The organism is uncultured Fibrella sp. (assembly GCF_964250085.1).
In the GTDB taxonomy this organism is placed as follows: Bacteria; Bacteroidota; Bacteroidia; order Cytophagales; family Spirosomataceae; genus Fibrella.
In genome coordinates, this window is record NZ_CAXUEC010000003.1 from 751,947 (window position 1) to 777,149 (window position 25,203).

At 52.1% G+C, this 25,203-nt stretch carries 28 protein-coding genes and 1 tRNA gene; 12 read left to right on the forward strand and 17 right to left on the reverse strand.

The window, feature by feature from the left end; genetic code table 11:
* Window positions 1-17: 17 nt before the first annotated feature.
* The 10 genes from ACFE8Q_RS12760 to ACFE8Q_RS12805 all read right to left on the reverse strand — a co-directional run bounded on the left by ACFE8Q_RS12760 (window position 18) and on the right by ACFE8Q_RS12805 (window position 3,813).
* Window positions 18-401 (reverse strand): hypothetical protein, encoded by a 384-nt coding sequence (locus ACFE8Q_RS12760; RefSeq protein WP_375445779.1) that lies wholly within the window; start codon window positions 399-401, stop codon window positions 18-20.
* Window positions 398-592 carry a hypothetical protein gene (locus ACFE8Q_RS12765; protein WP_375445780.1) on the reverse strand — a complete coding sequence of 65 codons (195 nt, stop codon included), beginning with the start codon at window positions 590-592 and terminating at the stop codon, window positions 398-400. The genes ACFE8Q_RS12760 and ACFE8Q_RS12765 overlap by 4 nt, the downstream gene beginning before the upstream one ends.
* Window positions 593-644: 52 nt before the next feature.
* Window positions 645-1,091 (reverse strand): hypothetical protein, encoded by a 447-nt coding sequence (locus tag ACFE8Q_RS12770; RefSeq protein WP_375445781.1) that lies wholly within the window; start codon window positions 1,089-1,091, stop codon window positions 645-647.
* A gap of 32 nt (window positions 1,092-1,123) precedes the next feature.
* A complete protein-coding gene (locus ACFE8Q_RS12775) occupies window positions 1,124-1,930 on the reverse strand; it encodes a hypothetical protein (RefSeq protein WP_375445782.1) in 807 nt (268 codons plus the stop codon).
* Window positions 1,931-2,342: 412 nt separating this feature from the next.
* Window positions 2,343-2,428, reverse strand: a tRNA-Ala gene (locus ACFE8Q_RS12780).
* Between the two features lie 50 nt (window positions 2,429-2,478).
* Window positions 2,479-2,736, reverse strand: a complete 258-nt coding sequence (locus tag ACFE8Q_RS12785; RefSeq protein ID WP_375445783.1) for a hypothetical protein — start codon at window positions 2,734-2,736, stop codon at window positions 2,479-2,481.
* Window positions 2,733-3,053 carry a hypothetical protein gene (locus ACFE8Q_RS12790; protein ID WP_375445784.1) on the reverse strand — a complete coding sequence of 107 codons (321 nt, stop codon included), beginning with the start codon at window positions 3,051-3,053 and terminating at the stop codon, window positions 2,733-2,735. The genes ACFE8Q_RS12785 and ACFE8Q_RS12790 overlap by 4 nt, the downstream gene beginning before the upstream one ends.
* Window positions 3,050-3,346 (reverse strand): hypothetical protein, encoded by a 297-nt coding sequence (locus ACFE8Q_RS12795; RefSeq protein ID WP_375445785.1) that lies wholly within the window; start codon window positions 3,344-3,346, stop codon window positions 3,050-3,052. Before ACFE8Q_RS12795 ends, ACFE8Q_RS12790 begins: the two co-directional genes overlap by 4 nt.
* Window positions 3,347-3,373: 27 nt before the next feature.
* Window positions 3,374-3,520 carry a hypothetical protein gene (locus tag ACFE8Q_RS12800; RefSeq protein WP_375445786.1) on the reverse strand — a complete coding sequence of 49 codons (147 nt, stop codon included), beginning with the start codon at window positions 3,518-3,520 and terminating at the stop codon, window positions 3,374-3,376.
* Window positions 3,517-3,813 carry a hypothetical protein gene (locus tag ACFE8Q_RS12805; protein WP_375445787.1) on the reverse strand — a complete coding sequence of 99 codons (297 nt, stop codon included), beginning with the start codon at window positions 3,811-3,813 and terminating at the stop codon, window positions 3,517-3,519. The genes ACFE8Q_RS12800 and ACFE8Q_RS12805 overlap by 4 nt, the downstream gene beginning before the upstream one ends.
* A 430-nt stretch (window positions 3,814-4,243) precedes the next feature.
* On the opposite strand from ACFE8Q_RS12805, the gene ACFE8Q_RS12810 reads away from it, so the two are divergent.
* Window positions 4,244-4,726, forward strand: a complete 483-nt coding sequence (locus ACFE8Q_RS12810; RefSeq protein WP_375445788.1) for a helix-turn-helix domain-containing protein — start codon at window positions 4,244-4,246, stop codon at window positions 4,724-4,726.
* Window positions 4,727-5,252: 526 nt separating this feature from the next.
* Window positions 5,253-6,176, forward strand: a complete 924-nt coding sequence (locus ACFE8Q_RS12815) for an aspartate carbamoyltransferase catalytic subunit (RefSeq protein ID WP_375445963.1) — start codon at window positions 5,253-5,255, stop codon at window positions 6,174-6,176.
* Between the two features lie 73 nt (window positions 6,177-6,249).
* On the opposite strand, the gene ACFE8Q_RS12820 is transcribed toward ACFE8Q_RS12815, so the two are convergent.
* On the reverse strand, window positions 6,250-7,134 hold the full coding sequence (locus tag ACFE8Q_RS12820) for a LytTR family DNA-binding domain-containing protein (RefSeq protein WP_375445789.1): 885 nt from the start codon (window positions 7,132-7,134) through the stop codon (window positions 6,250-6,252).
* Between the two features lie 123 nt (window positions 7,135-7,257).
* Here ACFE8Q_RS12820 and pgeF point away from each other — a divergent pair, with 123 nt between their 5' ends.
* From pgeF to ACFE8Q_RS12835, 3 genes are all read left to right on the forward strand, one after another.
* The gene (pgeF, locus tag ACFE8Q_RS12825; RefSeq protein WP_375445790.1) at window positions 7,258-8,007 is read left to right on the forward strand and encodes a peptidoglycan editing factor PgeF; all 750 of its coding nucleotides are present in this window, start codon (window positions 7,258-7,260) and stop codon (window positions 8,005-8,007) included.
* 103 nt (window positions 8,008-8,110) lie between these two features.
* Window positions 8,111-9,061 carry a TssN family type VI secretion system protein gene (locus tag ACFE8Q_RS12830; protein ID WP_375445791.1) on the forward strand — a complete coding sequence of 317 codons (951 nt, stop codon included), beginning with the start codon at window positions 8,111-8,113 and terminating at the stop codon, window positions 9,059-9,061.
* Window positions 9,062-9,180: 119 nt separating this feature from the next.
* Window positions 9,181-9,870, forward strand: coding sequence for a superoxide dismutase (locus tag ACFE8Q_RS12835; protein ID WP_375445792.1), 690 nt, complete (start codon window positions 9,181-9,183; stop codon window positions 9,868-9,870).
* A 107-nt stretch (window positions 9,871-9,977) separates the two neighbouring features.
* Here the strand turns inward: ACFE8Q_RS12835 and ACFE8Q_RS12840 are convergent, their stop codons facing one another.
* Complete coding sequence (locus ACFE8Q_RS12840) at window positions 9,978-11,543, reverse strand: ATP-binding protein (protein ID WP_375445793.1); 1,566 nt, start codon at window positions 11,541-11,543, stop codon at window positions 9,978-9,980.
* 189 nt (window positions 11,544-11,732) lie between these two features.
* Between ACFE8Q_RS12840 and ACFE8Q_RS12845 the strand changes: the two genes are divergently transcribed.
* The 4 genes from ACFE8Q_RS12845 to ACFE8Q_RS12860 all read left to right on the forward strand — a co-directional run bounded on the left by ACFE8Q_RS12845 (window position 11,733) and on the right by ACFE8Q_RS12860 (window position 15,751).
* Window positions 11,733-12,689, forward strand: a complete 957-nt coding sequence (locus tag ACFE8Q_RS12845) for an isopenicillin N synthase family dioxygenase (protein ID WP_375445794.1) — start codon at window positions 11,733-11,735, stop codon at window positions 12,687-12,689.
* A 33-nt stretch (window positions 12,690-12,722) separates the two neighbouring features.
* Window positions 12,723-13,922, forward strand: coding sequence for a chromate efflux transporter (gene chrA, locus ACFE8Q_RS12850; protein ID WP_375445795.1), 1,200 nt, complete (start codon window positions 12,723-12,725; stop codon window positions 13,920-13,922).
* 10 nt (window positions 13,923-13,932) lie between these two features.
* Window positions 13,933-15,408, forward strand: coding sequence for a M48 family metalloprotease (locus tag ACFE8Q_RS12855; protein WP_375445796.1), 1,476 nt, complete (start codon window positions 13,933-13,935; stop codon window positions 15,406-15,408).
* Window positions 15,409-15,508: 100 nt separating this feature from the next.
* Entirely contained in the window at window positions 15,509-15,751 is a 243-nt protein-coding gene (locus ACFE8Q_RS12860) for a hypothetical protein (protein ID WP_375445797.1), read from the forward strand.
* A gap of 44 nt (window positions 15,752-15,795) precedes the next feature.
* On the opposite strand, the gene ACFE8Q_RS12865 is transcribed toward ACFE8Q_RS12860, so the two are convergent.
* Both ACFE8Q_RS12865 and ACFE8Q_RS12870 read right to left on the reverse strand, forming a co-directional pair.
* Window positions 15,796-17,856 (reverse strand): alpha-1,4-glucan--maltose-1-phosphate maltosyltransferase, encoded by a 2,061-nt coding sequence (locus ACFE8Q_RS12865; protein ID WP_375445798.1) that lies wholly within the window; start codon window positions 17,854-17,856, stop codon window positions 15,796-15,798.
* 576 nt (window positions 17,857-18,432) lie between these two features.
* Window positions 18,433-18,939 (reverse strand): hypothetical protein, encoded by a 507-nt coding sequence (locus ACFE8Q_RS12870; RefSeq protein WP_375445799.1) that lies wholly within the window; start codon window positions 18,937-18,939, stop codon window positions 18,433-18,435.
* Window positions 18,940-19,577: 638 nt separating this feature from the next.
* On the opposite strand from ACFE8Q_RS12870, the gene ACFE8Q_RS12875 reads away from it, so the two are divergent.
* On the forward strand, window positions 19,578-20,237 hold the full coding sequence (locus ACFE8Q_RS12875) for a DUF6766 family protein (protein ID WP_375445800.1): 660 nt from the start codon (window positions 19,578-19,580) through the stop codon (window positions 20,235-20,237).
* Window positions 20,238-20,301: 64 nt separating this feature from the next.
* Here ACFE8Q_RS12875 and ACFE8Q_RS12880 read toward each other — a convergent pair whose 3' ends face one another.
* The gene (locus ACFE8Q_RS12880; RefSeq protein WP_375445801.1) at window positions 20,302-21,063 is read right to left on the reverse strand and encodes an NIPSNAP family protein; all 762 of its coding nucleotides are present in this window, start codon (window positions 21,061-21,063) and stop codon (window positions 20,302-20,304) included.
* 152 nt (window positions 21,064-21,215) lie between these two features.
* Here ACFE8Q_RS12880 and ACFE8Q_RS12885 point away from each other — a divergent pair, with 152 nt between their 5' ends.
* Window positions 21,216-21,893, forward strand: coding sequence for an HAD family hydrolase (locus ACFE8Q_RS12885; protein ID WP_375445802.1), 678 nt, complete (start codon window positions 21,216-21,218; stop codon window positions 21,891-21,893).
* A gap of 89 nt (window positions 21,894-21,982) precedes the next feature.
* Window positions 21,983-22,945 (forward strand): alpha-E domain-containing protein, encoded by a 963-nt coding sequence (locus tag ACFE8Q_RS12890; protein ID WP_375445803.1) that lies wholly within the window; start codon window positions 21,983-21,985, stop codon window positions 22,943-22,945.
* A 55-nt stretch (window positions 22,946-23,000) separates the two neighbouring features.
* Here ACFE8Q_RS12890 and ACFE8Q_RS12895 read toward each other — a convergent pair whose 3' ends face one another.
* The gene (locus ACFE8Q_RS12895; RefSeq protein WP_375445964.1) at window positions 23,001-23,717 is read right to left on the reverse strand and encodes an EcsC family protein; all 717 of its coding nucleotides are present in this window, start codon (window positions 23,715-23,717) and stop codon (window positions 23,001-23,003) included.
* 32 nt (window positions 23,718-23,749) lie between these two features.
* Window positions 23,750-25,171, reverse strand: coding sequence for a glycoside hydrolase family 125 protein (locus tag ACFE8Q_RS12900; RefSeq protein ID WP_375445804.1), 1,422 nt, complete (start codon window positions 25,169-25,171; stop codon window positions 23,750-23,752).
* Between the last annotated feature and the right edge of the window lie 32 nt (window positions 25,172-25,203).

Consider the following 25,203-nt stretch of genomic DNA (forward strand, 5'->3'; position numbering starts at 1 on the left):
TAAAGTGGAAAAATGAATTAGAAAGGTTGGTCGCTGCTGACGAACTGACTGTCGGCGATTGTCAGTGGTTGATCATACTGGTTCTGGTAGTTCACCATAGCCTGATCTAACGTACCCAGCAGCAGTTGCTGCGCTCCGGTGAGCATAGCGTTCTGCATTTCGGTGTGCAGCGCCAGGACAACGGCTAATGGCATCTTCAGTGCATATTGTTTTCGGCGATCGCGCACTTGCCAGGTATAGAGTCGGGCGGGTGTCAGGCTGGTCAGGTACATGTGCAGCACCGCCAGGCCCAACGGGCGTCGATGCAGTGGCACCGAGGTATGATGGTGCGTATTGAAACGAATGAACATCACCAATTCCCGAAACTCACCAGGTGTGATCCGCAAAGCCAGTGTGTTCATGCCCGTCCGATCTGAGGCCGCAGGTAGGCCAATAGATTGGTGAGGCTGTCGGCATCAGCGGTGCGGCCTTCGCGCCGGGCAGTTAGGCGCATCCTGGCCGTGACTTGATAGAGTTTGATGGTCCGATATCGGTTTGATACGGCTGATGCGGGCATCGTAGCCAACGTACCTGGAGCAGGAGATGTAAGCATGTGAAACAATAGATTGAGCGGTTCGCCGCCCGGTGAAACGATGGTATACGTACTAAAAAAGACTGAGTTGCGGGGTTGAAAGAGCGACCGCCGGAGGTGCTGAAGCGGTAGCCTTCGCGGGTTTCTGCGGTCGTAGGTCGGCCAGGGAAATACCGGCCTGTTTGGCCAGCTTCTTCTCCATACGCCGAGCAATTGGGTCAGCTTTGGTTGTCCTGGGCTTGCCTTCCAGGATTTCGACTGTTGAGCAGTGCAGGTGCTGGCCACCTCTGGCTCCGTCAACGAGCGTAGCTTCGATCTTTACTCTCGCGTTTCGGCCTAATTGACCCCATAGAAAGCCTTTCCGAACACGGTATTTGCATAAGATCTCCCGCTTGTCGGGGTTTTTCATCGCGGTCTGAAGGTCGCTGTGGACTGGAACGCTGAACTCAATGCGCAGGCCATCTTCTGCATTTACAGCGCGGGCTGGGTAGCTTACCCAGGTCTCGAATGTGTAGGTCATCGGTGGGCTTAATTACGGTTTTTGAGTGATTACTAAGTGGTTACGAGGGTGGCTGAATCCGGCACAGCCGTGTGCGGCCCAGCCAGGTTTTTCAGCATGGAACTGACGGATACCGTTTCCCAGGTGCGGCCATCGTTCGGCTTAGCACTGGCACCGGGTGTATGCGTTTTTAGGCGGGGAGGTGGGGCCAGAACGCCCTTGGGTTCGGGGTATTCATCGGGGCCGATGGTGCCGATCTTGTTGTCGGCGTGGTAGCAGCGGTTATCGTATACCGTTACCAGGCGAAGCTTGCGGGTTGAGAACCAGAAAGCTATCTGCGCGTTTTGTTCGAATGCCTGGATGCCGTAAAAGTCGCGGTTGGTGACCAGGCGTGGACTGAAGCCCGGTTGCATCCGTAGTTTATTCGAGTGATTGAACTGAAAGTTATTCCAACCTACCAGCGTCAGAATATCGCTAAGTACTGTGTCATATTTGAGGCTCAGGGCATCAGCGTGGTGCACTTTGGCCAGCGGCATCCAGACGGTGGTCATCGCATCGCAGGCCTCTTCACCGGCCGCGTCGACCTTCTGTACCGGGTAGCAATCTTTCAGCAGGTCGTACAGATCTGGGTAGCGAAAGGTACGTTGCAGCACCATCTGCCATTGTTCACGGATGCGGCCAGCCAGTGCTGGCGGGAACAGGTCGCGCTCGTCGGGCTTATCGTAACTGTACCAGATCCAGGGCTTACCGTTTTTCCGGCTGTATTCTTCGGTAGCCGGGTGGAATTCAAGACGAAATTTGAAAAGGGATTGATAATCAGAGGGTTTTAGGGCAGATGTTCGGGACTTTTCGCGTTGCATGACGAAATTTTCATTTCGCGCTTTCTATAGTAAATACAGTAGTATACGAGACTCTATCGCTCTACCGCTCTATCGGTTTACCGGAGTATTCGATAGAATTCTATAGATATCTATAGAAAGCGCAGGTGGAAAAATTGAAACAATAAGGCATACCTCTCCCCTGAAGCCCAGAAGGCCATTTTTTTGAGGAGCCGTTCCAAATGCCGCCAGTGGTACCGCTGGAAGCGTTCGAGTGCCGAACGGCTATGTATATACGTTGCGGCTTTTACCCCGCTGGGCAGGTCTGTTTAGGCAGAAAAAACAAGGTCACCTGAATCTGAAAAGGCATAAAAACCCTTACCCGTCAGGCGACCTGTCCTGACTAATCCTAAACTTATTATCCTAAACCCTGATCCTGGACTTTCCAGTATCGCTGTGGGGGCTGGATTCGAACCAGCGACCTATATGCCTGCTGAGCCAGCACGACATCACCGCTCTAACCATCTGAGCTACCCCACAAAATCTCAATCACAAACGTACCTGCGTACCCCACCACCCTACAGGACGGGTTACATCTCACCCGACAGTGGGTTTTCCCAGGCCATTACTTCTTCCAGATAATCGCTTTCGGCTACGTCGGCAACCAGATCGATCAACAACTGCGTGAATGATCCACCAGCGGCCAGGCGCAGGAGTCGAGGCCAGCGACGGAACTGTTGCGCCCTTTTACGCCACCGAACCACCCGGTTGGCCGTAACCGACAGGCTCATGCGTAGCTCATAGCTAGTCAACAATTCACGGAGATCGGGATGAAATGTCCGTTTCATGAGTGGGTGGGATGTTGACTGGCGCGATGAATCTTGCCCGCAAATGCAGGCTTAATTGTCAGATAAATTTCCAGGCGCTTGGCTTTGAGTTGCACGAGCGTATTCTTTACCGTCTCGTACTCAGTGCCCTGAGTGGGCATTTTGGTCAACCATTTCTGGTACTGGTCCTGCTTCTGATCGATGCGGTCGATCAGGCTCCAGCGGTCACGGAGCGAGAGGGTTGCGTAATTGACCAGGTTAAGCAAATCCTGTACCTGGTGGCCACCAACCCACTGAAGGGGTGGCAACTGCGCGTCGAATGTGGGGCGATGGCTCATGCACGTTCGATCTCCAGGAGTAACTCTGTTATAATCCGCTGCGCTTCAACCGCTCCAGCGGCAATCATGGCCTGCATAATCCGGTTTTCAAAGCCATCGCCGTTACCCCAGAACGTTACCTTTTCCAGTTCAGGCAGGGCTGCATCCATCGAACCCAGGAGCATTATCTCAACACGGAGGTTATTGGGATAGCTGATATTGGTCATTTCCGAGATCAGCGTGTTGCTACGCTCCTGATAGGAGTCGATATAGCCGATCGTTTCAGCGATCTTACGGGCATCAGGCATGTTCATTTAGGAGATAGTTTTAGGGTGAACTAGTTAAGCGTTAGAGTCATCAGTCTGCGTAGCGTGGTTGATATTGCGGCAGGTCAGGTACGTAACCAGGCCACCCAGTATCAGGCAAATCACCACCAGAAGTGTCGTTAGTGCCGGCAAAAACCAGCCATAGAGGGATACCCATGTCATATACTTTCGAGTTGCATGGCCGTATGCTTCTCGACCAGATCACGCGACACCTTCACTGCCAGATCGGCATCCCACAGGAACTCCATCGGCACTTCGAGGTGCTTACAAATCACCCAGGCGGGATGGGCGAAGATTTTGCCAGTGGTGATGTGTTCGCGCAGGCACGTTTGCCGCCAGTGCGACTCGAATCCGAGCGGCTGAAGCTCATTCAGGATTGCTGCCCGTTTCTCATCGGCCACCTTCGCGGGGAGCAGTTCAAGCAGCCGGGCAATTGGATTTGTTCTCAAGCTCATAATGTACCGGTTGCACAGAATTTTGCTAAATCGCTATCATTATTCTATAGCGTATCTATATTTGTCTGTAACAACGGGGGCAATATTAGAGAGTTATGAATAACTGTGCAATAGTTTTCTATAATTACTATGCATATTTATGGATACACTATTTTATGCTTCTGAAAATCAACTAGTTAAATTTTTAAAACTTAAATAGCCTATAATCGCACTGCGGGCTACTTTATTCTCTAAAAGTGCTTCTTTATTGCTCTTAGGATGTTCAATTAGTGAGAACGGGAACAAACAGAAGGATAAAGCTCCCTACGTAAAACTCGCTACTGTTGCAGACCAATCTCTAACAATTGTAGAAAGTAGGTTGGGCAAGGGAGAAGCTATTGAAAAGTGGAAAGACCTCAGTAATGTCTAAATCGGAATAACAGCAGATAACATGGAGACAACCATTAATCAACGCATTGGGCAACTCATTACTGCAATGAAGATGTCTCACAATGCGTTTGCAAAGTCGATCAACAAAGCATCGACGACTATCAACTACATCGTTGATGGTAAAGGGAAACCGAGCTATGATGTCTTGGAAGGCATTCTAGAGGTCTACCCGGAGGTCTCGCCGGATTGGCTGATGAAGGGCCAGGGCGAGATGTTTCGGAAAGCGGAACCAGTGACGACGAACAAGTCGGTCGACGGTGGTGCGTTCGGAGAAGCCGTACTCGGCCGAGTGCAAGCAGGCTTCGATGAGATGCGTCGAATCTTTGAAGAAGAGCTTCGGGCCAAGAATCAACAAATTGCTTTCCTGCAACGGATGCTGGAGGCAATGCCGGGAAAGTCTAACGACGTAACTCCAGACCGGTCTGAAATTCGCAATCATCCTGCCACTGGGGAGCTCTTCGCACTCTGGCCACAGGTAGCTTAAAAAAGGGGTATCCCTCTTTTTGCACACGTTGCGGTTACAGATGAGGTTACGTCGGAATTTCACTCGTAATGTATTTGAGTGGAACGGTCTCTAAACCAAATAATTAACCATACTTGCACATGGGGGGTGCTAAATCCTCTCTCTCTGCAAATGCTGAAAAGCAACTTACTGATTTATTGACCGAGCCACGCAGAAACCTGCTTGGCTCTTTCTTTTGGCCCTTTTCCTCCTCCCCCAACGGCTTTGCAAAGCCGTTTTAACTCGGTTACGTCGAGTACGTTCGAGGTTACATTAACCCAATGCGGTTGTCATGTCGCCTCACCGAACAGGAAGCGATTTCTTACAGACGGAGCAAAACTAATACGCTGTCATGCGCCCGCTAGGTACGTCAGGCTGGTTCGGAGAAACGCAACGGGCAGCGAAAACCCGCGGCAACAAACCGTCATCCCATGTTCCCAATCAGATCAATTACCCATTTAGCCGTTTACGAAGTACATTTGCCAAATCGTCGCCCCCGCCGCGCCCCATGCCGCAACTTAGTACGCGCCACCTGCTTGGCATTAAAGACCTGACTCCGAACGACATCCAACTGATTCTGGAGACAGCTACCCAATTTAAAGACGTCATTAACCGGCCAATCAAGAAAGTCCCCTCCCTGCGGGACATCACGATTGCCAACGTCTTTTTCGAAAATTCGACCCGTACCCGCCTCTCGTTTGAACTGGCTGAGAAACGCCTTTCGGCCGATGTCGTTAATTTCTCGGCGTCGGGCAGCTCGGTAAAGAAAGGGGAAACGCTGCTCGACACGGTCAACAACATCCTGGCCATGAAGGTCGATATGATTGTGATGCGGCATAGCAGTCCCGGTTCGCCGCATTACCTGTCGTCGCGCATCCCGGCCAATGTTGTGAACGCGGGCGATGGTACACACGAACACCCAACCCAGGCCCTGCTCGACTCGTTTTCGATGCGCGAAAAACTCGGCGGTGATCTGGCGGGAAAACGCATCGCCATTATCGGCGATATCACTCACTCGCGTGTGGCGCTCTCCAATATTTTCTGCCTGCAAAAACAGGGGGCGGATGTGATGGTTTGCGGACCAACTACGCTGATTCCCAAACACATGGCAGCGCTGGGCGTACGTGTCAGTCACGACGTGCGCGAGGCGTTGCAGTGGTGCGACGTGGCCAACGTGCTTCGCATTCAGCTCGAACGGCAACAGATCAAGTATTTCCCCAGTCTGCGCGAGTACAGCCTTTATTTTGGTATCAGCCGCCAGATGCTTGATGAGCTTGACCGGCCGATCGTACTGATGCACCCCGGCCCGATAAACCGGGGCGTTGAACTCACCTCCGACGCCGCCGATTCGCCCCACAGCATCATCCTCGATCAGGTAGAAAATGGCGTGGCCGTACGCATGGCCGTGCTTTACCTGCTGGCGCAGGAGTGATTGGTTATTGGTTATTGCCCTTCTTAGGAACGTACCCAGGCAACGCTGATAACCAATAAAACGAATGACCATGTTATGTCAGTTGCGCCATACGGGCGTTGAAAGCGGCCAGGTAACTGCGGGAAACAGGAATTTCCCGGTTTGAACCGCTCATCGTTAGCTGGTAGCCCCGGCTATTTCCGGTGGTGTGGCTCACCGCCCGAAGGTTGATCAGAAAGGCACGATGACAACGAAAAAGTTGCGGATCGTGCGTCGTGGCGGCTTCCACCTCTTTCAGCGTACTGCGGAGCACCGTCTTTTGCGGAAACATGAAATTCAGCCAGTGTACCTCCACGTAATTCCCCACCGATTCAACGTAGATTAGTTGATTCGGCAACAGGCTCAGTCGCTCTTTACCGGTTTCGCCCGTGAGCAAAATCCCTGTCGGCAACTCCGGTTCAGACTGAGTCTCAGGTACGTTCGGCTGATGAAGTTGATCGAGTTGGGCGTTGAGTTGCTGCGCCTGAGCCAGGTTACGGGTCAGGCGGCGACGTTCGGCCAGCATCACCCCAACAAAGACAGGCACAAAGCCAATCAGCGTGACCATCAGGTACATAGTCAGAAACGGTGGTCCGGGTAGTTGGCAGGCAGCCAATATAAATTCATTGCCAACCAATACCACAAACAAAACGAACAATACGTGCAGGGCATGACGGCCAACCGTCCAGCGGTCTTCATCATACCAGACGGGAAATAGCCGGGCAGCAACCGTGTTGGCCAGCAACGACGACACGGAACAGCCCACCGCCAACAGCGCGTTTATGGGTAGGCGTGACAACCAGTTTCCCGAGCCACCATTGAATACTACCAAAAACAGAAATACGTACAAACCGGCCTGCACGGACAACCAACCCTGCGTGCGCCAACTGAAATCTTCAGCTAAAGGCTGATTTAACCACTTGCGAATTCGCTCAATCATAGGGTAAAAATAGAGGCTGGGCGCCGGATGTCGGCTGGTAGATGTCAACTACGGGGCATACATACACTAGCTTGATTCGGTTCTGTTATCCAACATTCAGCGTCTGGTATTTATTTTTACCTTATGCAACACGCTTCCTTTCGGACCCCTCCCCTGTTTGCTTCTTTCCCGGCGCTGATTGCCGCCGAAAGTACGCGTCACGGAGGTTGTAGCCCGGCCCCCTACACGTCGCTGAACCTGGGCATCAACACGGATGATGACCCGGCACACGTGGCCGAAAACCGGCGGCGCTGGCTCGCCCATTGGCACTTGACCGAGCAACAGCTTGCCAGTTCATATCAGGTTCACGGTACGGCTGTGCAGGTCGTGACCGAGGCCGGGCGAACGACTGGCTTCGACGCGCTGATTACCAACGTACCTGGCCTGGCAGTGGGCGTAACCGTAGCCGATTGCACACCAGTGCTGATTTTTGACACCCGACATCGGGCCGTCGCGGCTATCCACGCAGGCTGGCGGGGAACGGTGGGCGGCATCGTAACAAAGGCACTGCACGAAATGCGGACGCAGTACGGCACGCAGGCCACCGATTGCCTGGCCTACGTAGGTACGTGTATCGACGCCTGTTCGTTTGAAGTGGGTGCAGAAGTAGCCAGCCAGTTTGCCGAGAACCGAACCACGACCGATCCGGTTACGGGCAATGTGCTGGTAGACCTGAAACAAGCCAACGCCGATCAGTTGCGGGCTTTCGGGCTGACCGACGCGCAGATCGACGTGTCGCCGTACTCTACTGTACTGAACAACGGCGATTACTTTTCGCACCGGCTCGAGCGGGGCCTGACCGGACGAATGCTGGCCATTATCGGCGTAAAGTAAGTAGTCCGTTTTGTAAGATAGATAGTATAATTTGGATAGGAATGCCGTTATTAGCACTGAAGCTTGTATCTCCATCGGAAAAGTAAACTACCTCCTGTCTTCCATGTATACACCTAACCTTGGCAATGAAGCCCGCACGCTGGTTACAGGTACTGTCAACCAGGCAAAGGGTCGCTTTATTCGCAAACCCAGTGTCAGGTCAACGATTCTATATACGCTGGCGGCCATGCTGGTATTCGCCCTGGTGGGCTTCCTGGCGCACGCGATCGTGATCAACGAGTTTCTGCCCGCCACCAGCGACGTTGGCCTGTGGATCTACGCCATCACCCTGGCCATTGTGTTCCTGCTGGGCATGATCCACGTCACCATCCTTCGGTCCATGTTCAACTGGATCAAATACGACGATTACATGACGGGCACCATCATGACGTTGTATATTGGATTGGTAGGCAGCCTGACGCTTTTCTTCCTGACGTATTCAACCAAGTTGTTTGAGTCGTTGAATACGCAGGAATTCAGAGGCAATGTACGGCCACTCATCAGCAGCATGCTGGCGTTTCCGTTACCGTATTTTATCAGTTGGGCCTACGAACTGTACGAACGGATTCCGCCCAAGATTTATAAGATCTGGAAATACAATCCGCTGATTCGCCTCCCGAATCTGACCGAACGCGACAGAAACAGCACGAAGGTGGTCACGTTTGTGCTGGACGTCAACTACAACGAGCCCAACCCATACGACATGCGCTCGAAAATTCCCGACGTGATGCTGGTGGGTGATGGCTTCAAGCTGACCATCGACGAAGACAATCGCAAGAATCCGAATCGAATGATTCAGATTGCCAACCCCAGGGGCGAATTCTACGAATGGTACTTCTACATCCGGCGGGCCTGGTACAGGCCATACCGCTTTGTCGATCCCTATAAAACCGTTGAAGAGAACCAACTTCGCGATGGCGACCGCATCGTTTCGCGGCGGCGAGTACCAACGCCCGGCTCGGCACCCCGCCCCGGTTCGGCCGGACTTAGCCGCCCGGGTGTTCCCGTGCGCTAAGGGTATTGGGCCAGGTTTGGCTGTCCGTTGAAAACATTGTTACTTGCCCATTACAAGGCGGCAGATGCTTATCACAGGCCTCTACCGCCTTTTTTGTACTTAAAACAACTCCTGTTGACATGAATCGTTCTGAATTTTTAAAGCTGGCCTTTGGTGCCGCCGCCGGGCTCACGTTTGCTCAATCTCATGTGCTGGCAGGGCAACAGGCCGGGCCATTCACACTCGCTCCTCTCCCCTATGATGCGGCCGCTCTTGAGCCACATATCGACAAGATGACAATGGAGATTCACCACGACAGGCACCATAAAGCGTATGTCGATAACCTGAACAAAGCAGTTGCAGGCACCGAGATGGCAGGCATGAACATCGACCAGTTAGTGAAAAGTATCGATGCTAAAACCCCGGCGGCCATTCGGAATAATGGTGGAGGGCACTGGAATCACACCTTTTTCTGGAACACCCTGTCGCCCAAAGGTGGTGGTCAGCCCAAAGGCGCCCTGGCCGACGCAATCAATAAGAAATACGGCTCGTTCGACAAGTTCAAGGAGGAGTGGGCGAAAGCAGCCACCGGCCGGTTCGGTTCGGGTTGGGTGTGGCTTATCAAAGATGGCAGCGGCGTTGATATTGTGTCGACGCCCAACCAGGATAACCCACTGATGAAGCTAGCCGAGAAGCCAGGTACGCCCCTGATCGGCCTCGATGTGTGGGAGCATGCCTACTACCTGAAATACCAGAACAAGCGCGCAGATTACGTTGCTGCCGCCTGGAACCTGTACGATTGGGATAAAGCAGCGAAAGCATTCGCCTAGGTACGTTGTCGCCGTAAACTTTGTGGAGCAAGTTGCTAACGCGTGGCCCTGAGCCTGTCGAAGGGCCACGCGTCAGCAACGTACTGAATGAAGCCAATTAAACCCGTCTACGACTCCGTTGCGACGGAGTTTACGGGCAGGTACACCCGGAACTCGGTGCCTTTTCCCACCTCACTTTCCAGGGTAATAGTGCCTTTATGGTTATCGACTACCTTTTTTGTCGTGGCCAGGCCAATACCAGATCCCTCAAACTGCTGTCGGCCATGAAGCCGGTTGAACAGGCCGAATATTTTATCATAATTGGCCTGTTCTATGCCGATGCCATTATCCTTAACCACTATTTCGGCATAGAGCGATTCGGCCGACGTTGCCAGATTGGGTACGTGTGGCCCCTCAACAACCCGCGCCGAAATGGTAATAAGGGGCGTGCGGTCGGCGGGAACAAATTTGAGCGCATTGGTCAGTAAATTCTGGAACAACTGCCTCAACTGCTGTTCATCGCCAGGAATGATGGGGATCGGCGGCTTCAACCGAACCACTCCTTTTCGTTCCTGAATCAGCACGCCGAGATCAAGAATAAGCTCATTGAAGAGATCTTCAAGGTGCACTACCTCCTGCGGTTTTTGTTCCGAACTCAACCGGGCATACGACAGCAGTGACTGAATGAGCGTACTCATCCGGTCGGAAGCGGCCTGCATCCGATCAATCATACCCTGGCCATCGTTACCAATCGCTTTGCTATAGTTGGCCTTCAGCAGATCACCAAAAGCCCGGATTTTGCGCAGAGGTTCCTGCAAATCATGACTGGCCACGTAGGCAAACTGCTCCAGGCTCTGATTCGATTGCCGGAGAGCCGCATTGCTCTGAATGAGCGCCTGTTGCTGTCGATATTGCTCCGTTACGTTTCTGAAGACGATCAGAATCATGACCACGTTTCCCTGCTGATTGCGCACCGGACCAACATATACCTCACTGCGCCACCCGCCCCAATGATCCGAAAAAAAGTGCGACTCGCCCGTTAGTGCGGTGCCCAAATAGTTACGCCAGTCATCTCTAAACTCGGGCAACACGCAGTTTTCCAGTGGGCTACCTATTAGCTCTTCTGGATCGTTGCTCGACAGCAGACCGGGTAGTGTACCACTGGCGATCATCACTTTTTTAAAATAATTGGTCACGATAACCCCTACTTCAGGTACAGTCGACGACAGGGCTTTGAAGAGAATAGAATCACTTAGCATCGTTTCCCGAGCTAAACGCAATTCAGAAATATCAGTGAATGAGACAACTGCGCGTTTGCCATCCCCAACCGGTTCGGTCACCAGGTCGTACCAGGAAGCGATATTGGTCCGGCGAACATGGTAGAAAAAATCCTGCCGATGAGGAATGCCCGTTTCGATAACCCGCCCCACATTTTCCCATAAATCGGTACTGTATGAACTGGGAAACAGTTTATCGACCGACTGACCGATCAACTCGTGGCGTGAAAGGCCGATCACCTGCTCGGCCCGTTTATTTACCAGTATTATTTTAAACGATTGAATCGTCTTTCGTTCCTCTTCCCGAATGGCTTCATATACGACGATGCCACTAGCCGATTGATCAAGGGCAATCTGTAAAAGGCCCTCTGATGGACCGTTGGGCAAAGAAGGGGTTACGGAAGAAGTAGAATACATTCGTAAGCACGCACGTTTAACTGACCATTTCAGCGAGGTCACAGACAATTAGTTGCGTAACGCACACGGGCTGAGGGCTGTTTTAAAAAATGCGTTAATGGCTTGGCTTCCCTTGGCGCACGAGCAGGAAGAACACTTACTTTAGCGCCTGTTTTTTGTAATTTTGCGGGCAAAACTTTGTCACTAGTTATGACTGACTTATCAGAGTACAACGAAATACCTTCGCTCGACCTGGCTGATTTCACTGCCGGCGATCCCGATCGTCGCCATCAATTTGTGCAGGATCTGGGTAACGCGTTTACCAATATTGGCTTTGTCGCCATTCAGAACCACGGCCTCACCGATGAGCTTACCAAAAATCTGTATGCGGCGGCGCAATCGTTTTTCTCGGCTCCCGATGAGGTGAAACGGAAATACGAGCGTCTGGAACTGAACGGCCAGCGGGGCTATATTGGCAAAGGACGCGAAACGGCTAAAGGCTTCAAAGTGGCGGACCTGAAAGAGTTTTACCATATCGGTCAACCGGAACCCGAAGGCTCGATGCCCGCCAACGTGCTTCCAGACGAATACCCGGAGTTTAGCCAGTACAGTGTAGAGACGTACCGCATTCTGGAGCAAACCGGCAAAACACTCCTGCGGGCTATCGCGCTGTATCTCAACCTGCCGGAAGATTATTTTGAAGCCAAAGTTCGGAATGGCGACAGCATCCTGCGCGCGCTGCACTACTTCCCGCTCGACCCCAACACCACACCCGACGGCGCTGTACGGGCTGCCGCCCACGGCGACATTAACCTGATCACCCTGTTGATGGGTGCCTCGGCCGACGGGCTCCAGGTACTTCGCCGCGATGGAAAGTGGATCGCCATTACGGCACTGCCCAACCAGATCATCGTGAACGTAGGCGACATGCTCGATCGGCTGACCAACCACCGCCTGAAATCGACGATTCACCAGGTTGTGAATCCACCCCGCGAAAAGATGGGTACGTCGCGTTATTCGATCCCGTTCTTCATGCATCCACGCGCCGAAATGAACCTGACCTGTCTCGACAGTTGCGTAGATACACAGAATCCGAAGCTTTATTCGGATATGACCGCCGGTGAGTTCCTCAACGAGCGTCTCATGGAATTGGGGCTTAAAAAGTAACCAGTTGGTTGCCACTGACTGCTATTCCTACCCTTGAAACGACCGCCCACCTTAGCCCCCGTCCGGAAAATTCGGTATATCATCTTCCTGAAAGATGTGCTCATTCTGGCTGTCACCTCGTTTGGGGGCCCACAGGTACACCTGACCATGTTCCTGGATTTACTGGTGGGCCGGAGGCGCTACATTTCGGAGGCCGAACTCATGGAGTTAACGGCCCTTTGCCAGTTGCTTCCCGGCCCCACCTCGACACAAACGATCACGGCACTGGGCTATAAAATTGGTGGCCCTAACCTGGCTTACCTGACCCTGCTCATCTGGTGTCTGCCCGCCGTACTGGCCATGACTGCCGCCGCCATCGGGGTGTATTACATCCAGCGCCACAACGGATCGCTGGCATTTACGCGCTACATTCAGCCGATGGCCGTGGGGTTTCTGGTGGTGGCCGGTTACCGGATTGGCCGGAAAGTGATTCATAATCAGACGGGTTTGGTGCTCGCCATTCTGGCGGCTCTGGCGGCCTACGCGTTCCGTTCGCCCTTTCTGACGCCCATCGTTATTGTGGTGGGAGGCCTCACCACCTCGCTCACCTACCGGAAGCATGAAAAAATGACGTACCAGCCCATGCAGATCCAATGGGCCAATTTTGGGTTGTGGCTGGGTGTGTTGGTCGGGGCCGCCGTGCTGGGTGCCGTAACGCAATCGCTTCCGGTCCGGTTGTTCGAGAATTTTTACCGGAATGGTAGCCTTGTTTTTGGGGGCGGACAGGTGCTTACGCCGATCCTGTACAATGAATTTGTGGCTTTCAAACAGTACGTCAGCCGCGAAGAATTTCTGTCGGGTCTTGGTCTGGTTCAGGCCATGCCGGGGCCTGTTTTCGCCTTTGCCTCTTACATCGGTACGCTGGCCATGCGAACAGAAGGCCTGCATGGGCAGTTGTTAGGTAGCCTGGTTTCCACAGTCGGGATTTTTCTGCCAGGTACGTTCCTTATCTTTTTTGTCTACCGTTTTTGGGACCAGCTCAAACGACATCGTCCGGTGCGGGCTTCGCTGGAGGGTATCAATGCGGCCAGCACTGGCCTTACCGCTGCTTCTGCTATTATCCTGTTCGAGCCGATGGCCCCGCACTGGCCGTTTGTGGCCGTTGTAATGGGCACGATTCTCCTGTTGGAGTTCACCAAGTTACCGCCCTACGCGCTTATTCTTGGCGGCCTGGGCCTGGGCCTTATCCTTTAATCACCATTCTATGAACTACGTACCTACTACGTTACGCTTACTCACCCTTGCGCTGACGTTGACCCTGACCAACTGCGCCCGCAACCCGGTTTCGGGCAAGCGGGAGTTGAGTCTGATGTCTACTGAACAGGAAATTGCCATTGGCAAAGAGTCACATCCGTCGATTGTGGCGTCGATGGGTTTGTACGAGAACACTAAGCTACAGGCGTTTATGAATGAGAAAGGAAAAGCAATGGCGGCGATCTCGCACCGGCCTGAGCTTCCTTATCAGTTCTTCATTGTCGACTCGCCGGTTGTCAACGCCTTCGCTGTTCCGGGTGGGTACGTCTATTTTACACGCGGCATTCTGGCCCACTTCAACAACGAAGCTGAGTTTGCCGGGGTGCTTGGGCACGAGATTGGCCATATTACGGCCAAACATGCGGCCCGCCAGCAAACCAGCCAAATCCTGACCACCGGGGGCGCCATATTGGGGGCTATTCTGGTCGATAAATCGGGTAGCCTGCTTGAGTCAGCCATGCAGGGAGCGCAGTTGCTGCAACTCAGCTACAGCCGGGCTCACGAGTCGGAGTCGGACCAGATTGGCGTGGGTTATTCAAGCAAGATCGGTTACGATGCCAATCAGATGGCCGATTTCTTCGCGACCATCAAACGCATCCAGGACAATTCGGGACAGAGCGTGCCCAATATGCTGTCGACACACCCTGATCCGGGTAACCGCTACACGAAAGTGCACGAAATGGCGAAAGAGTACCAGACCAAAAATCCCGGCAATTACCAGATCAACCGGGACGCGTACCTGCGGCTGATCGATGGCATTCCCTTTGGCGAGGACCCGAAACAGGGATTTGTGGAGAACAACATGTTTTATCACCCCGATCTGCGGTTTCAGTTTCCGGTACCCACAGGCTGGCAGTCGCAGAACGCTCCTTCTCAGTTTCAGATGGGACCGAAAGACGGCAAATCGTCGATGATTATGATGCTGGCGAAAGGGAATTCGCTCGACGAAGCCGCGCAGACAATGGTTAAAGACCTGAGCCTGAAGGTGCTGGAAAGCGCTAAACGAACCGTAAATGGCAATCCGGCGTTGGTTGTTGTGTCGCAGCAAGTGCCTCAGCAGCAACAGGGCCAGGCTCAGCAACAGCAAACAGCGGCCAATACGCTGCAAATCGGCACGTACCTGATTCAGTATAACAATGCCATTTATGCCCTGCACGGCCTGTCATCGGCGGCCGACTTTGAGAAATCATTCCCCACGTTCCGGTCCGTTTCCGAAGGATTTCGCAGCCTGACCGACGCAGACAAGCTGAATCGAAAGACTGACCGGGTCTACGTTCGGCCCGCCCCACGAGCCGGAACGTTCCGCGACGTAATGCTGGCCATGAGTATGCCCGCCAGCCGGATCGAAGAGTTGGGCGTTGTAAACAGTCTGAAAGCCGATGATCAGGTGCAAAAAGGAACGCTCCTCAAAATCATCGCCAAATAGCTGACTTGCTGGGACTTGGCAGTTCAATATTTAGCTGGCTGAATAGCGTTTGTGTACGTCTGTTGGTTATTTTTGTGCCAACCAACCACACACACAGCTAATGAGCCGCCTGCCGCGCTTTTTAGGGGATAACTCATCGCTCCGGCTAACCTTCACGTTAGCCTTGAATGCGTTGTGTATTACCGCCGTGGTTGCGCTTCGCTATATGCTGCCAACCACATTTCAGCGACCAACGCTCAGCATTCCGAACGTTGGTGATTTCAGCATCGCCAACTGGTTCGCCAATCGCCTCGCCGACATTGTCTCATTGCTTCAGGAATTTCTTCGACACCTGATTCAATAAAAAAAGCAGCCTGATGAGGCTGCTTTTTTTATGTACCGCGAACTTCAGTCGATTCGGAAGAGATGCATGGGCATGATGTAGGGATCAAGCTCAACGAAGTTCCATTCGCCCTGCCAGGTATAGTGGTTATCGGTTAGCAGGTCGTGTACCGTGTATGGCTGGTCAGCGGCGATACCAAGCTGCCAGATAGGCACCTGCACCATGCCCGCCCGCCGGTTGTAGGCATCTGTGTTGACAACGATCAGCAGCCGATTGGCATCGGTTACCTTTAGATATGCCATCAGAAACTCATCATCAATTCGGCAGATAGTCAGGTTATTGGTCTGCTGAAGGGCTTTGTTTTCCCGACGAATGCGGTTCGTAAGGCTGATCAGGTACGTTAGTTTGTTGGTGCGCTCCCAATCCCAATGCCGGATCTCGTATTTTTCTGAGTTCAAAAACTCTTCTTTATTTGGCACAGGTACGTGTTCCATCAGCTCAAAGGAAGGCCCGTAAATGCCGTAGTTTGCCGACAGCGTAGCGGCCAAAAAATACCGGATCAAAAACTGCGGCTCGTGGCCCGACTGTAAAATTCCCGGATTGATGTCGTGGGTTGTAGGCCAGAAGTTGGGTCGAAAATAGTACTGCATCTCACCCGCCGTCAGCTCGGTCATATACTGCTGCAATTCAGCTTTGTTGGTACGCCATGTATAGTAGGTATACGAGTGGGCAAAACCAACTTTGGCCAGTTGCTGCATTACTTTGGGTTTCGTAAATGCCTCCGACAGAAACAGCATGTCGGGATGATGCTTTTTCACTTCGGCAATCACCCATTCCCAAAACTCGAACGGTTTGGTATGCGGATTATCGACCCGCACAATACGTACGCCCCAGTCGGCCCAGACCAGCAGCACGCGTTTCAGTTCAAGCCATAGATTCTGCCAGTCGTCCGTTTCGAAATAAACCGGGTAAATATCCTGGTACTTTTTGGGTGGGTTTTCGGCGTATTGAATGGTGCCGTCGGGCCGTTTTTTGAACCATTCGGGGTGTTGGGTTGCCCACGGATGATCAGGCGAGCATTGAATGGCCAGGTCCATCGCGATCTCCATGCCGTAGGTTTTGGCCTCGGCAATGAGGTGCCTGAAGTCATCGACCGTGCCCAGTTCAGCATGAATGGCGTCGTGGCCACCTTCAGCCGAACCAATGCCATAAGGGACACCCGGCTCGCCGGGGAGGCACGTTACAGAGTTGTTTTTCCCCTTCCGGTGCGCCGTTCCAATCGGGTGAATGGGTGGCAGGTAGAGCACGTCGAAGCCCATGCCGGCGATGCGGGGGAGCAGTTTTTCTACATCCCGAAACGTGCCGTGTACAGGTACGTTGCCAGGGCCCAGGTCACGGCTTGCCGAACGGGGAAACAGGCAGTACCAGGTGCTGAATCCAGCCGCTGCCCGGTCTACCTCCACGCTAAGCTCAAACTGGTAGCGGGCCGGATGCTGGCGTTCCGGGTAACGTTGCGCCCAATCCAGAAACTGGTCGCTTTCGGCCAGATGCACCGCTTCCTGATAGGCTACGTCATTGCTTAGATCTGATCCTTCCCGAAACAGAGTGGCCGTACGCAGCAGGGCCGCTGCATCGGCCGCATTGGCATTGGGTCCGCCGCCTGCCCGATGAGCCATGCCGTCGACCAGTACAGCACCGGCCAGTAGTTCGCTGCTGATGCGTTGCCCATCGGCTACCTTCAACTCGATTTCATGTTGCCACGACGCAATATGATCGACCCACGCTTCAATGGTATAGTGATAACGGCCCAGTTTTTCGACTGTAAACGCGCTGGCCCACCGGTCATTGACCAGCAGTTTCATGGGAACTTCCTGCCAATTTTTTTCGCTTCCATGCCGAAAAAGTAATCGTGCGCCCAGCATATCATGCCCGTCGGTGATAATATCGGCTTCAACCGGAATTGTATCGCCAGCGATGGCTTTAATCGGGTAGCGGCCGGGGCGGTCGTAGCCCGCGTTTGTTTCCGGGGAAACCCGTTCAATTCGCACGCGGGTCTGGCCAGCTATTGTGGCCAGCGTGGCATCAGTTTTCAGCGTAGGTTTCTTTGACAACACTTGTTTCTTCATAAATGAAAAGGCTATTATGGCACAAAAATAACCCCACGGGCCAGAGTTCAACGCCCTACCGATGCATTGACTTAACCATCAAATACAACTTAACGTGAATAGGAAAATGAATACCTTGACCTTAATCAGCACTCACAATGAGTTACTTATATATTAATGCGACAAGACTGAGACCGACAGTAAATTCATTTAGGGGGCATGTGTACCAAGTTGTCAAACTAACTACTGAGTGCTTAAAAAGTTAGTGTCCCTCCTTTACAAAACAGTTATCCTTAAACAATAACAAGGTTGATAAAATGAGACCTGATAAGCCTATAAATTGTATCAACGCAGCAGACGTATTAACTGCACCTTGTACAGGCATACCCTTACATTATCAAATAATCAGCAAATCGTCCTGTTTAATTAGAAAACTTATCAACTCTGGAAGCGTATGCGTATGGCCTGAATTTGTCTGACGCAAAAATCGCCACTCTGCAATTAGTTGATAATTGCAGAGTGGCGATTTTTATACATTTGGGCACTGGAAAGCTCACTCAAATTGCCCCCAAGTCAATAGATAGGCAACGTGAGCGGTTAAGCTTTAGGCCTTCCTACTTTTCCAGTTTTCTCGGCAGGCTTGTTGAGCTTCAGCATATAACCCGTTACGCCACCCTCAAATTCAAAAGGGCTGATCGTGAACGTATATTTCTGAGTGACATAATCGATCCCATTCTTTTGTAGAATAATGGGCAACGAGATGCTATAACTTTTAGCGGCCTTTACTATTTCGAAAGCGGTTGAGTCAGAAGCTGACGCAGGCACCAGATACAGCAATTTAGCGGTACGCTTACCTGCCTGAGCCCCAACTTTGAATGTCATTTCAGCAGGATTCAGCGCCAACTGCTCTACCGTTTTGTTTGGTAGTACAAGCTTACCGGTTGCTGAAATATAGCCAGTCAGTGTGACTGGTTTTTTCGACCGTTTTTTCGGAGCTACATCTGTGTTTTCCGAAGGATTGAAAAAGCGTATTTCGCCTGTCTGCATAATATGAGGATTAGTAAGTTCTGCGCAAACATACGAACGAATGGCAGGTACGTCCAAAATAGATTAAAAATAAATAGCAGTCCTTAACTTCTTTCATACTGCTTCAACAACATTTTTTTAAAATTTATCTAAACGCCCCTTTCGTCCGGGTCTTAAACCACAGCCGAACCATGAGAAAATCAGAGCAGCAATGACCATTTTATTCCATAAACAAAGCAGATTTCGTTTTATTCACCGGGTGGCAATATAGCAGCAACAAAAGCCAGGTCGATTAGTTTTATCGAGTTAGTTGATTCGTGATTGTCTTTATCAGGCACATAAAAATGACACATGCTATAATCCAATCTTCAACAATGTCTTTGCTTTTTGTCACTAAGTTGCTACTGGTTCCAGGTCACCATCCTGAACTTTTCGTTGCCCATTTTTATGTGGATATGACGCAGGTTAAGTGCCATTTGTTCACTGGTTAACTTACTTAATCCTATAAATGGCGGTTACTCAAATGGCTATGTCTATACATTTAGCATCTTCATAAACCACTATTCTTCATCAACCGCACCAGTTTGTATAATTATGCTTACTATTTACGTGTAGTCAGCACAAAACTGGGTCAGAATAGTTATGTCGAGACAGTGTAAAAGTTGTGCATTCCTTCATGCATTCGATACTACAAGTCCCTCCAGAAACACTGTATCATGAAAAAAATCCTGCACGAGAATGGCCTCTCGGTGGTGCTGGTCATTATCACGGCACTAACCCTGGCCGGGCAGCTTGTGGTTGGCTGGCACGAATTCAATGATGACCTGAACGACTATGGGCGCGCCTCCATTCCGTTTAGTACCTACCTGACCAGTGGCCATTGCATTGAGGCCGTTTTCGAGAACTGGGAGAGTGAATTTTTACAGATGGGACTGTATGTGCTGCTGACGGTTTCGCTCTTCCAGAAAGGTTCTTCTGAATCGAAAAGCCTCGACGAACCGGACGAAGTAGATCGGCCACCATCGCCTGCACGCCCGGGAGCGCCCTGGCCAGTTCGCCGGGGCGGGTGGATACTCGTTCTCTATCAGAATTCGCTGAGTATTGCGTTTTTCCTGCTTTTTGGCCTTTCTTTTTTTCTGCATGCGCTGGGCGGCGTTAAGCAGTACAATACCGAACAGGCACTGAAAGGAAAAAGCGATGTGCTCACCTTCTGGCAGTTTCTGGGAACCAGCGAGTTTTGGTTTCAGTCATTACAAAACTGGCAGAGTGAATTTTTGTCAGTGCTGTCGGTGGTGGTCCTGTCCATCTTTCTGCGCCAGAAAGGGTCGCCTCAATCCAAGCCAGTCGATGCAGCTAATTCAGAAACCGGTGAGTAAATCGGGTAGTCTATAAAACAAAAAAGCCAGCCTCTACAGACTGGCTTTTTCAGGTACGTCTACTCTACTGCAAAGGCGAGTAATCGGTGGGTTTCATATAGACCGACTCAACTTTTACCGTTAGTGGTCCTTCTTTTTCTGAGTCGGCTTTCACCTTTTCCCAGCTCGGATCTTTTCTAAACAGGTCAAAGTTTGCTTTTCCTTCCTCCTCGCTGGGGTGGGCCAGGATGTAGACAAGTTTAGACTGCGATCCATCTTTTTCGGCCGTTACCCAATAGGCAATGTGTTCCATATGGTGTTTGGTAAACAGTTTTTTGGTATGGTCGCGAAAACGGGTCAGCAGGTTTGGCAGCTTGCCGGGCTGGGCCGTGTAGGTACGTAGTTCGAAGGTGCGCATCGGCGATTTTTTCGTCGGTTTAATCACCGGCGACAGATCAGACTCAGTCATGAAATACGAGTCTACTTTCTCAACAAGTTTGCCGTTGGCTTCCGTTTTAGCCACCACCGCTTTCCAGGCCGGGTCGACTCCGAAGTGTTTCCAGGCAGTGTCGCGGGCGGCTTTGCTTGGATACGCAAGTATGTAAATCAGTTCTTTGCGGCTGGTATCGGTGGGTGTCCAGTAACCGATATTTTCCATACCATGTTTCTCGAAGATTTTGGTCGTATACTGGCGAAACCGGTCAACAATTGCCTCATACTTACCGGGAGTTGGGTGATAAACCCGTACTTCGTAGTACTTCGACGAAGGACCCTGTGCGTAAACAGCCGATTGAAGAAATGATAGCACGGCACTGACAAAAAAGAAGGTAAAACAGCGTTTTTTCATAATGACATCGTAGCGAAGTTTAAGCTCAAAGGAACCGGTTTTAAACTTTATACTGCTCTGTTCAATGCTATTCTGTTCATTGAATCATCCCTACCGTCAATTAAGCGAACAATACGGAGCAGGTGAAGTCTTATTAGCAACCGACTATCAGCATGGCAGACGCAACGAATAAACTTTACCTGATTTTTGACATGGACGGAACGCTAATCGATAGCAATCCAACCCATAAGCGAGCATACACCGAATTTTTCGCGCGGTATAACATCACCCTCACCGACGAAGGCTTCAAAGACCATATTTCGGGGCGCATGAACCCCGATATCATGACGTATTTTTTTGGCGAGAAAGGCGAAAAACTATCCGACGACCGAATCGACGAACTCACCAAAGAGAAAGAAACATTATATCAGCAGCTTTATGCGCCAAGTATCGAGCCGGTAAAGGGCCTGACCGAGTTTCTGATGGCCGTTCGTGACGCCGATATTCCGATGGCACTGGCTACCTCGGCGCCGATGATGAACGTCGATTTTGTATTCGATAAGTTGGGCATCCGGCAATTTTTCCAACAGGTAATAACCGATGCCGACGTAAAATCGGGTAAGCCAGACCCGTCGGTTTTTCAGGTCGCCGCCGATCGGCTCGGTGCTGAACCAGCTCGCTGTCTTGTTTTTGAAGACTCGGCGAAAGGGGTTGAAGCCGCCCAAAAGGCCAGGATGAAGGTTGTTGCACTAACGACCAGCCATGAACCTGAAGCAACCGAAAAGGCCGACAAGGTCATCGACAATTACATGCAAATTAAGGTCGACCAACTGATTGGTCTGTTGGGCTGATTGACGTAAGAAATGCGGCGACCCGCTTGTTTCGGCGGTTGGCGGGGTTATTTTTGAGAAATCTCTAGTTTAATCCCCCCGTAGACACCATGCTCAGCCGCGTTGCCAATTCCATTTACTGGATGAATCGTTACATCGAACGGGCCGAAAATTATGCTCGTTTCATGAGCGTGAACTTCAACCTTGCGCTCGATCTGCCGCCTAATGTCGTGCCTCAATGGGAACCGCTGCTGATTGCCACCGCCAATAACTTCGGCTTCTACGAACACTACAAGGAGGCCACCCGCGAGAACGTGATCGAGTACATGACGTTCGACAAGCGAAACCCCAGTTCGATCGTATCGAGCCTGAATTTTGCCCGCGAAAATGCCCGAACCGTGCGCGAAACAATTTCGCGGGAAATGTGGGAGAAACTGAATGAACTGTACCACATGGTACAGGGCACGGGCAATCACGCCGACTGGACGCTGGGCCAAACGCAGGACTTTTTCACCGAGATCAGCTACGGCGCACAGCTCTTCTACGGCATTATCGACGCCACCATTACGCGCAACGAAGCCTGGCATTTTGCGCGCGTAGGCCGATTTACCGAACGCGCCGACAAGACAACCCGCTTTCTGGACGTAAAATATTTTACGCTCTTGCCCGCCGACGGTGCTGCCAGTACCACGCTCGACCTGGTGATCTGGGCGGCTGTGCTTAAATCGGTATCGGCCTATAACATGTTCCGCCAGCAGTACCGCAGCCTGACGCCTACCAACATTGTCGAGTTTTTACTGCTCGACAAACTCTTTCCGCGCGCGGCGGCGCACTGCATCCGTCAGGCCGAATTATCGCTCTACGAAATATCGGGAACGCCCGTTACTCAGGGCTTTACGAACGGGGCCGAACGGGCGATCAGTAAACTACGCAGCGACATGGAATTTACTGTAGTAGACGACGTTTTCCAGACCGGTCTGCACGAGTTCCTCGATAATTTCCAGACCCGCACCAACGACATTGGCACGGCCATCTACAAAACCTACTTCGACTTCAAAACGGTGGAAGCTTGACAATTATCAATGGCTCCGCTCAGGTACGTTACACCGCGGAGCCATTGATAATTGTTCATTCAATCTGCCTCAGGCGATAGGCCATAACGGCGGCCTTGCCTAGTTCATCGACCAGACGCCAGTTGGCCACCACGCCTACCACGGCACCAATACCGGGCACCAGTTGGAGCATTTTGGCCAGATCAATGTAGTCGCGGTACTCCTGCTGGAAGGTGAGCCAGTCGAACTGGTTAATGTCGTTGGGCAGTGTTTGGGCGTAGGTGTCCCAGTTTTCCATCTGCGTAAACAGCGTTTGCCGCCTGCTCTGGCTGGAAAAAGCAAGCTGAAAAATATGTAGAATGTACAACCGCTCCCGGTAGTCCGACACGTCGTAGCCGTAAAGCGCGGCAATGTCGTAGAGCATTTTCATCTTCAGGCTCAGCAGCAGCGGAAAATCGGTTAAGCCCACCAGCAGCCCCGCCGCGCCCGTCAAGCCGCCTTCGGCGGCCCCAACCCGCTTATACCAGGCTATCCGGTTATGAACGGCCGCCTCCCGTTCGTCGAGCGGCAACTGGCCTACTGGCGTCGGAGCGGTATATTCCGACCCCAACAGCACAGCGCGTGTCATGTGCTTGATGGCACCGGTTATCACGGCATGTACTTTATCTGGAATCAGCCGGTTGATTCGCGTCTGCCACGATTTCGCCAGCCGGTTGGTCAACGATGGCTTTCGCCGCATTTTTTCTGACCAACGGGCCAGTTCCAGTTGAGCCGCCTGTTCGTAGGTTGTCAGTGTTTTCATAACGGGGGTTACCGTAAGCCAGTTTACGACGAAAGCAACCCGCGCCGTTCGTTGAAGGTCTTGAGCACAAACTCACCGAAGATGGTATTGGCCCAGGCAAACCACTTGCGGCTAAACTTGCCGGCGTCGTCTTTATGAAACGATTCGTGCATAAAGCCCGTCCCTCCGTGGCTAGTCTGTAGCATCCGCAGGCACTGTCTGATCTCAGCGTCACTGGTGCTCGTCAGGCCCCGAATAATGATGCTCAATGGCCAGATCATATCTATCCCGGCATGGGGACCACCAATGCCTTCGCCCGCTTTGCCTTTGAAAAAAAACGGGTTCTCGTCGCTCAGCAGCATTTTTCGCGTATTCTGATAGATCGGGTCGGTGGCAGGCATCGCACCCAGATAGGGCATGGCCAACAGGCTGGGTACGTTGGCATCGTCCATCAAATTATACGAGCCGTACCCGTTGACTTCATAGGCATAGACCTTGCCAAAGCGGGGGTGTGTAGTCACGGCCTGTTGCTTCAGCGCGGCCTCTACTTCATTGGCCATATTCCGGGCTTCGGTGGCCAACGTGGCGTTGGCTTTCAGGCCCGTCAGCAGCTCGGCCATCTGCCGTAGGGACGTTACGGCGAAGAAATTCGACGGGATCAGGTACGGGTAAATGGTCGCATCGTCGCTGGGGCGGAACATTGAGCAAATCAGGCCGTTGGGTCTGGCGGGATATCCGTAGCCACCCAGTGGCACCCCGTCGGTAGCCCAGGTAGTACGCCGCTCGAATTTATAAGGGCCTTTACCCGTTTTTCGCTGCTGTTCACGGAACGTCTGCACTACCAGCCGCATGGCTTCCTGCCAGTTAGCGTCGAAAGGTGACGAATCGCCAGTCCGTTTCCAATAGAAATAAGCGAGCCGAATGGGATAACACAGGCTGTCGATTTCCCATTTTCGCTCGTGGAGGCCGGGTTTCATATCCGTTGCGTCATCTTTCCATTCCCCCGTTTTTGTTTGCTCTTTGTAGAACGCGTTGGCATACGGGTCGAAGCGAATACACCGCGCCTGCCGGGCAATAACGCCCGCCACAAGTTGCTGAAGCGGTTTATCCTGCGCCATCAACGGCAGATAGGGCCATACCTGCGCCGTTGAATCGCGCAGCCACATGGCGTCGATATCACCGGTGATAACATACGTATCCGGCTTGCCATCAACCGTGGCGTGGTCAACGGTGGTATCGAGCGTATTAGGAAAACAGTTCTCAAATAACCACGCCATCTCTGGATTTTTGATCCCGTTTCTCACGGAAGCGATCGTTTTCTCAACGGCGTCGGACCGGAAATTACGCTGACCGACGGGCACGCGCACGGTGGGAAAATCGGCGGTCGAACCGGCCCATGAAGAAGCGTTGGCGGTTAGGGCGGCGGCCGTAAGTGACGTAGTGTGAATGAATGTTCGTCGGTTCATGTGTTATATACTTAGGGTTACTTTGGGCTGTT

What these genes read in the sequence shown, in the direction of transcription:
- ACFE8Q_RS12900 (WP_375445804.1), bottom strand. Translation starts at nt 25,171, where the DNA reads ATGAACCGACGAACATTCATTCACACTACGTCACTTACGGCCGCCGCC.
- ACFE8Q_RS12840 (WP_375445793.1), bottom strand. Translation starts at nt 11,543, where the DNA reads ATGTATTCTACTTCTTCCGTAACCCCTTCTTTGCCCAACGGTCCATCA.
- ACFE8Q_RS12860 (WP_375445797.1), top strand. Translation starts at nt 15,509, where the DNA reads ATGAGCCGCCTGCCGCGCTTTTTAGGGGATAACTCATCGCTCCGGCTA.
- ACFE8Q_RS12805 (WP_375445787.1), bottom strand. Translation starts at nt 3,813, where the DNA reads ATGAGCTTGAGAACAAATCCAATTGCCCGGCTGCTTGAACTGCTCCCC.
- ACFE8Q_RS12885 (WP_375445802.1), top strand. Translation starts at nt 21,216, where the DNA reads ATGGCAGACGCAACGAATAAACTTTACCTGATTTTTGACATGGACGGA.
- ACFE8Q_RS12770 (WP_375445781.1), bottom strand. Translation starts at nt 1,091, where the DNA reads ATGACCTACACATTCGAGACCTGGGTAAGCTACCCAGCCCGCGCTGTA.
- ACFE8Q_RS12765 (WP_375445780.1), bottom strand. Translation starts at nt 592, where the DNA reads ATGCTTACATCTCCTGCTCCAGGTACGTTGGCTACGATGCCCGCATCA.
- ACFE8Q_RS12795 (WP_375445785.1), bottom strand. Translation starts at nt 3,346, where the DNA reads ATGAACATGCCTGATGCCCGTAAGATCGCTGAAACGATCGGCTATATC.
- ACFE8Q_RS12855 (WP_375445796.1), top strand. Translation starts at nt 13,933, where the DNA reads ATGAACTACGTACCTACTACGTTACGCTTACTCACCCTTGCGCTGACG.
- ACFE8Q_RS12785 (WP_375445783.1), bottom strand. Translation starts at nt 2,736, where the DNA reads ATGAAACGGACATTTCATCCCGATCTCCGTGAATTGTTGACTAGCTAT.
- ACFE8Q_RS12875 (WP_375445800.1), top strand. Translation starts at nt 19,578, where the DNA reads ATGAAAAAAATCCTGCACGAGAATGGCCTCTCGGTGGTGCTGGTCATT.
- ACFE8Q_RS12845 (WP_375445794.1), top strand. Translation starts at nt 11,733, where the DNA reads ATGACTGACTTATCAGAGTACAACGAAATACCTTCGCTCGACCTGGCT.
- ACFE8Q_RS12890 (WP_375445803.1), top strand. Translation starts at nt 21,983, where the DNA reads ATGCTCAGCCGCGTTGCCAATTCCATTTACTGGATGAATCGTTACATC.
- ACFE8Q_RS12815 (WP_375445963.1), top strand. Translation starts at nt 5,253, where the DNA reads ATGCCGCAACTTAGTACGCGCCACCTGCTTGGCATTAAAGACCTGACT.
- pgeF (WP_375445790.1), top strand. Translation starts at nt 7,258, where the DNA reads ATGCAACACGCTTCCTTTCGGACCCCTCCCCTGTTTGCTTCTTTCCCG.
- ACFE8Q_RS12835 (WP_375445792.1), top strand. Translation starts at nt 9,181, where the DNA reads ATGAATCGTTCTGAATTTTTAAAGCTGGCCTTTGGTGCCGCCGCCGGG.
- ACFE8Q_RS12790 (WP_375445784.1), bottom strand. Translation starts at nt 3,053, where the DNA reads ATGAGCCATCGCCCCACATTCGACGCGCAGTTGCCACCCCTTCAGTGG.
- ACFE8Q_RS12775 (WP_375445782.1), bottom strand. Translation starts at nt 1,930, where the DNA reads ATGCAACGCGAAAAGTCCCGAACATCTGCCCTAAAACCCTCTGATTAT.
- ACFE8Q_RS12820 (WP_375445789.1), bottom strand. Translation starts at nt 7,134, where the DNA reads ATGATTGAGCGAATTCGCAAGTGGTTAAATCAGCCTTTAGCTGAAGAT.
- ACFE8Q_RS12800 (WP_375445786.1), bottom strand. Translation starts at nt 3,520, where the DNA reads ATGACATGGGTATCCCTCTATGGCTGGTTTTTGCCGGCACTAACGACA.
- ACFE8Q_RS12880 (WP_375445801.1), bottom strand. Translation starts at nt 21,063, where the DNA reads ATGAAAAAACGCTGTTTTACCTTCTTTTTTGTCAGTGCCGTGCTATCA.
- ACFE8Q_RS12810 (WP_375445788.1), top strand. Translation starts at nt 4,244, where the DNA reads ATGGAGACAACCATTAATCAACGCATTGGGCAACTCATTACTGCAATG.
- ACFE8Q_RS12830 (WP_375445791.1), top strand. Translation starts at nt 8,111, where the DNA reads ATGTATACACCTAACCTTGGCAATGAAGCCCGCACGCTGGTTACAGGT.
- ACFE8Q_RS12865 (WP_375445798.1), bottom strand. Translation starts at nt 17,856, where the DNA reads ATGAAGAAACAAGTGTTGTCAAAGAAACCTACGCTGAAAACTGATGCC.
- ACFE8Q_RS12760 (WP_375445779.1), bottom strand. Translation starts at nt 401, where the DNA reads ATGAACACACTGGCTTTGCGGATCACACCTGGTGAGTTTCGGGAATTG.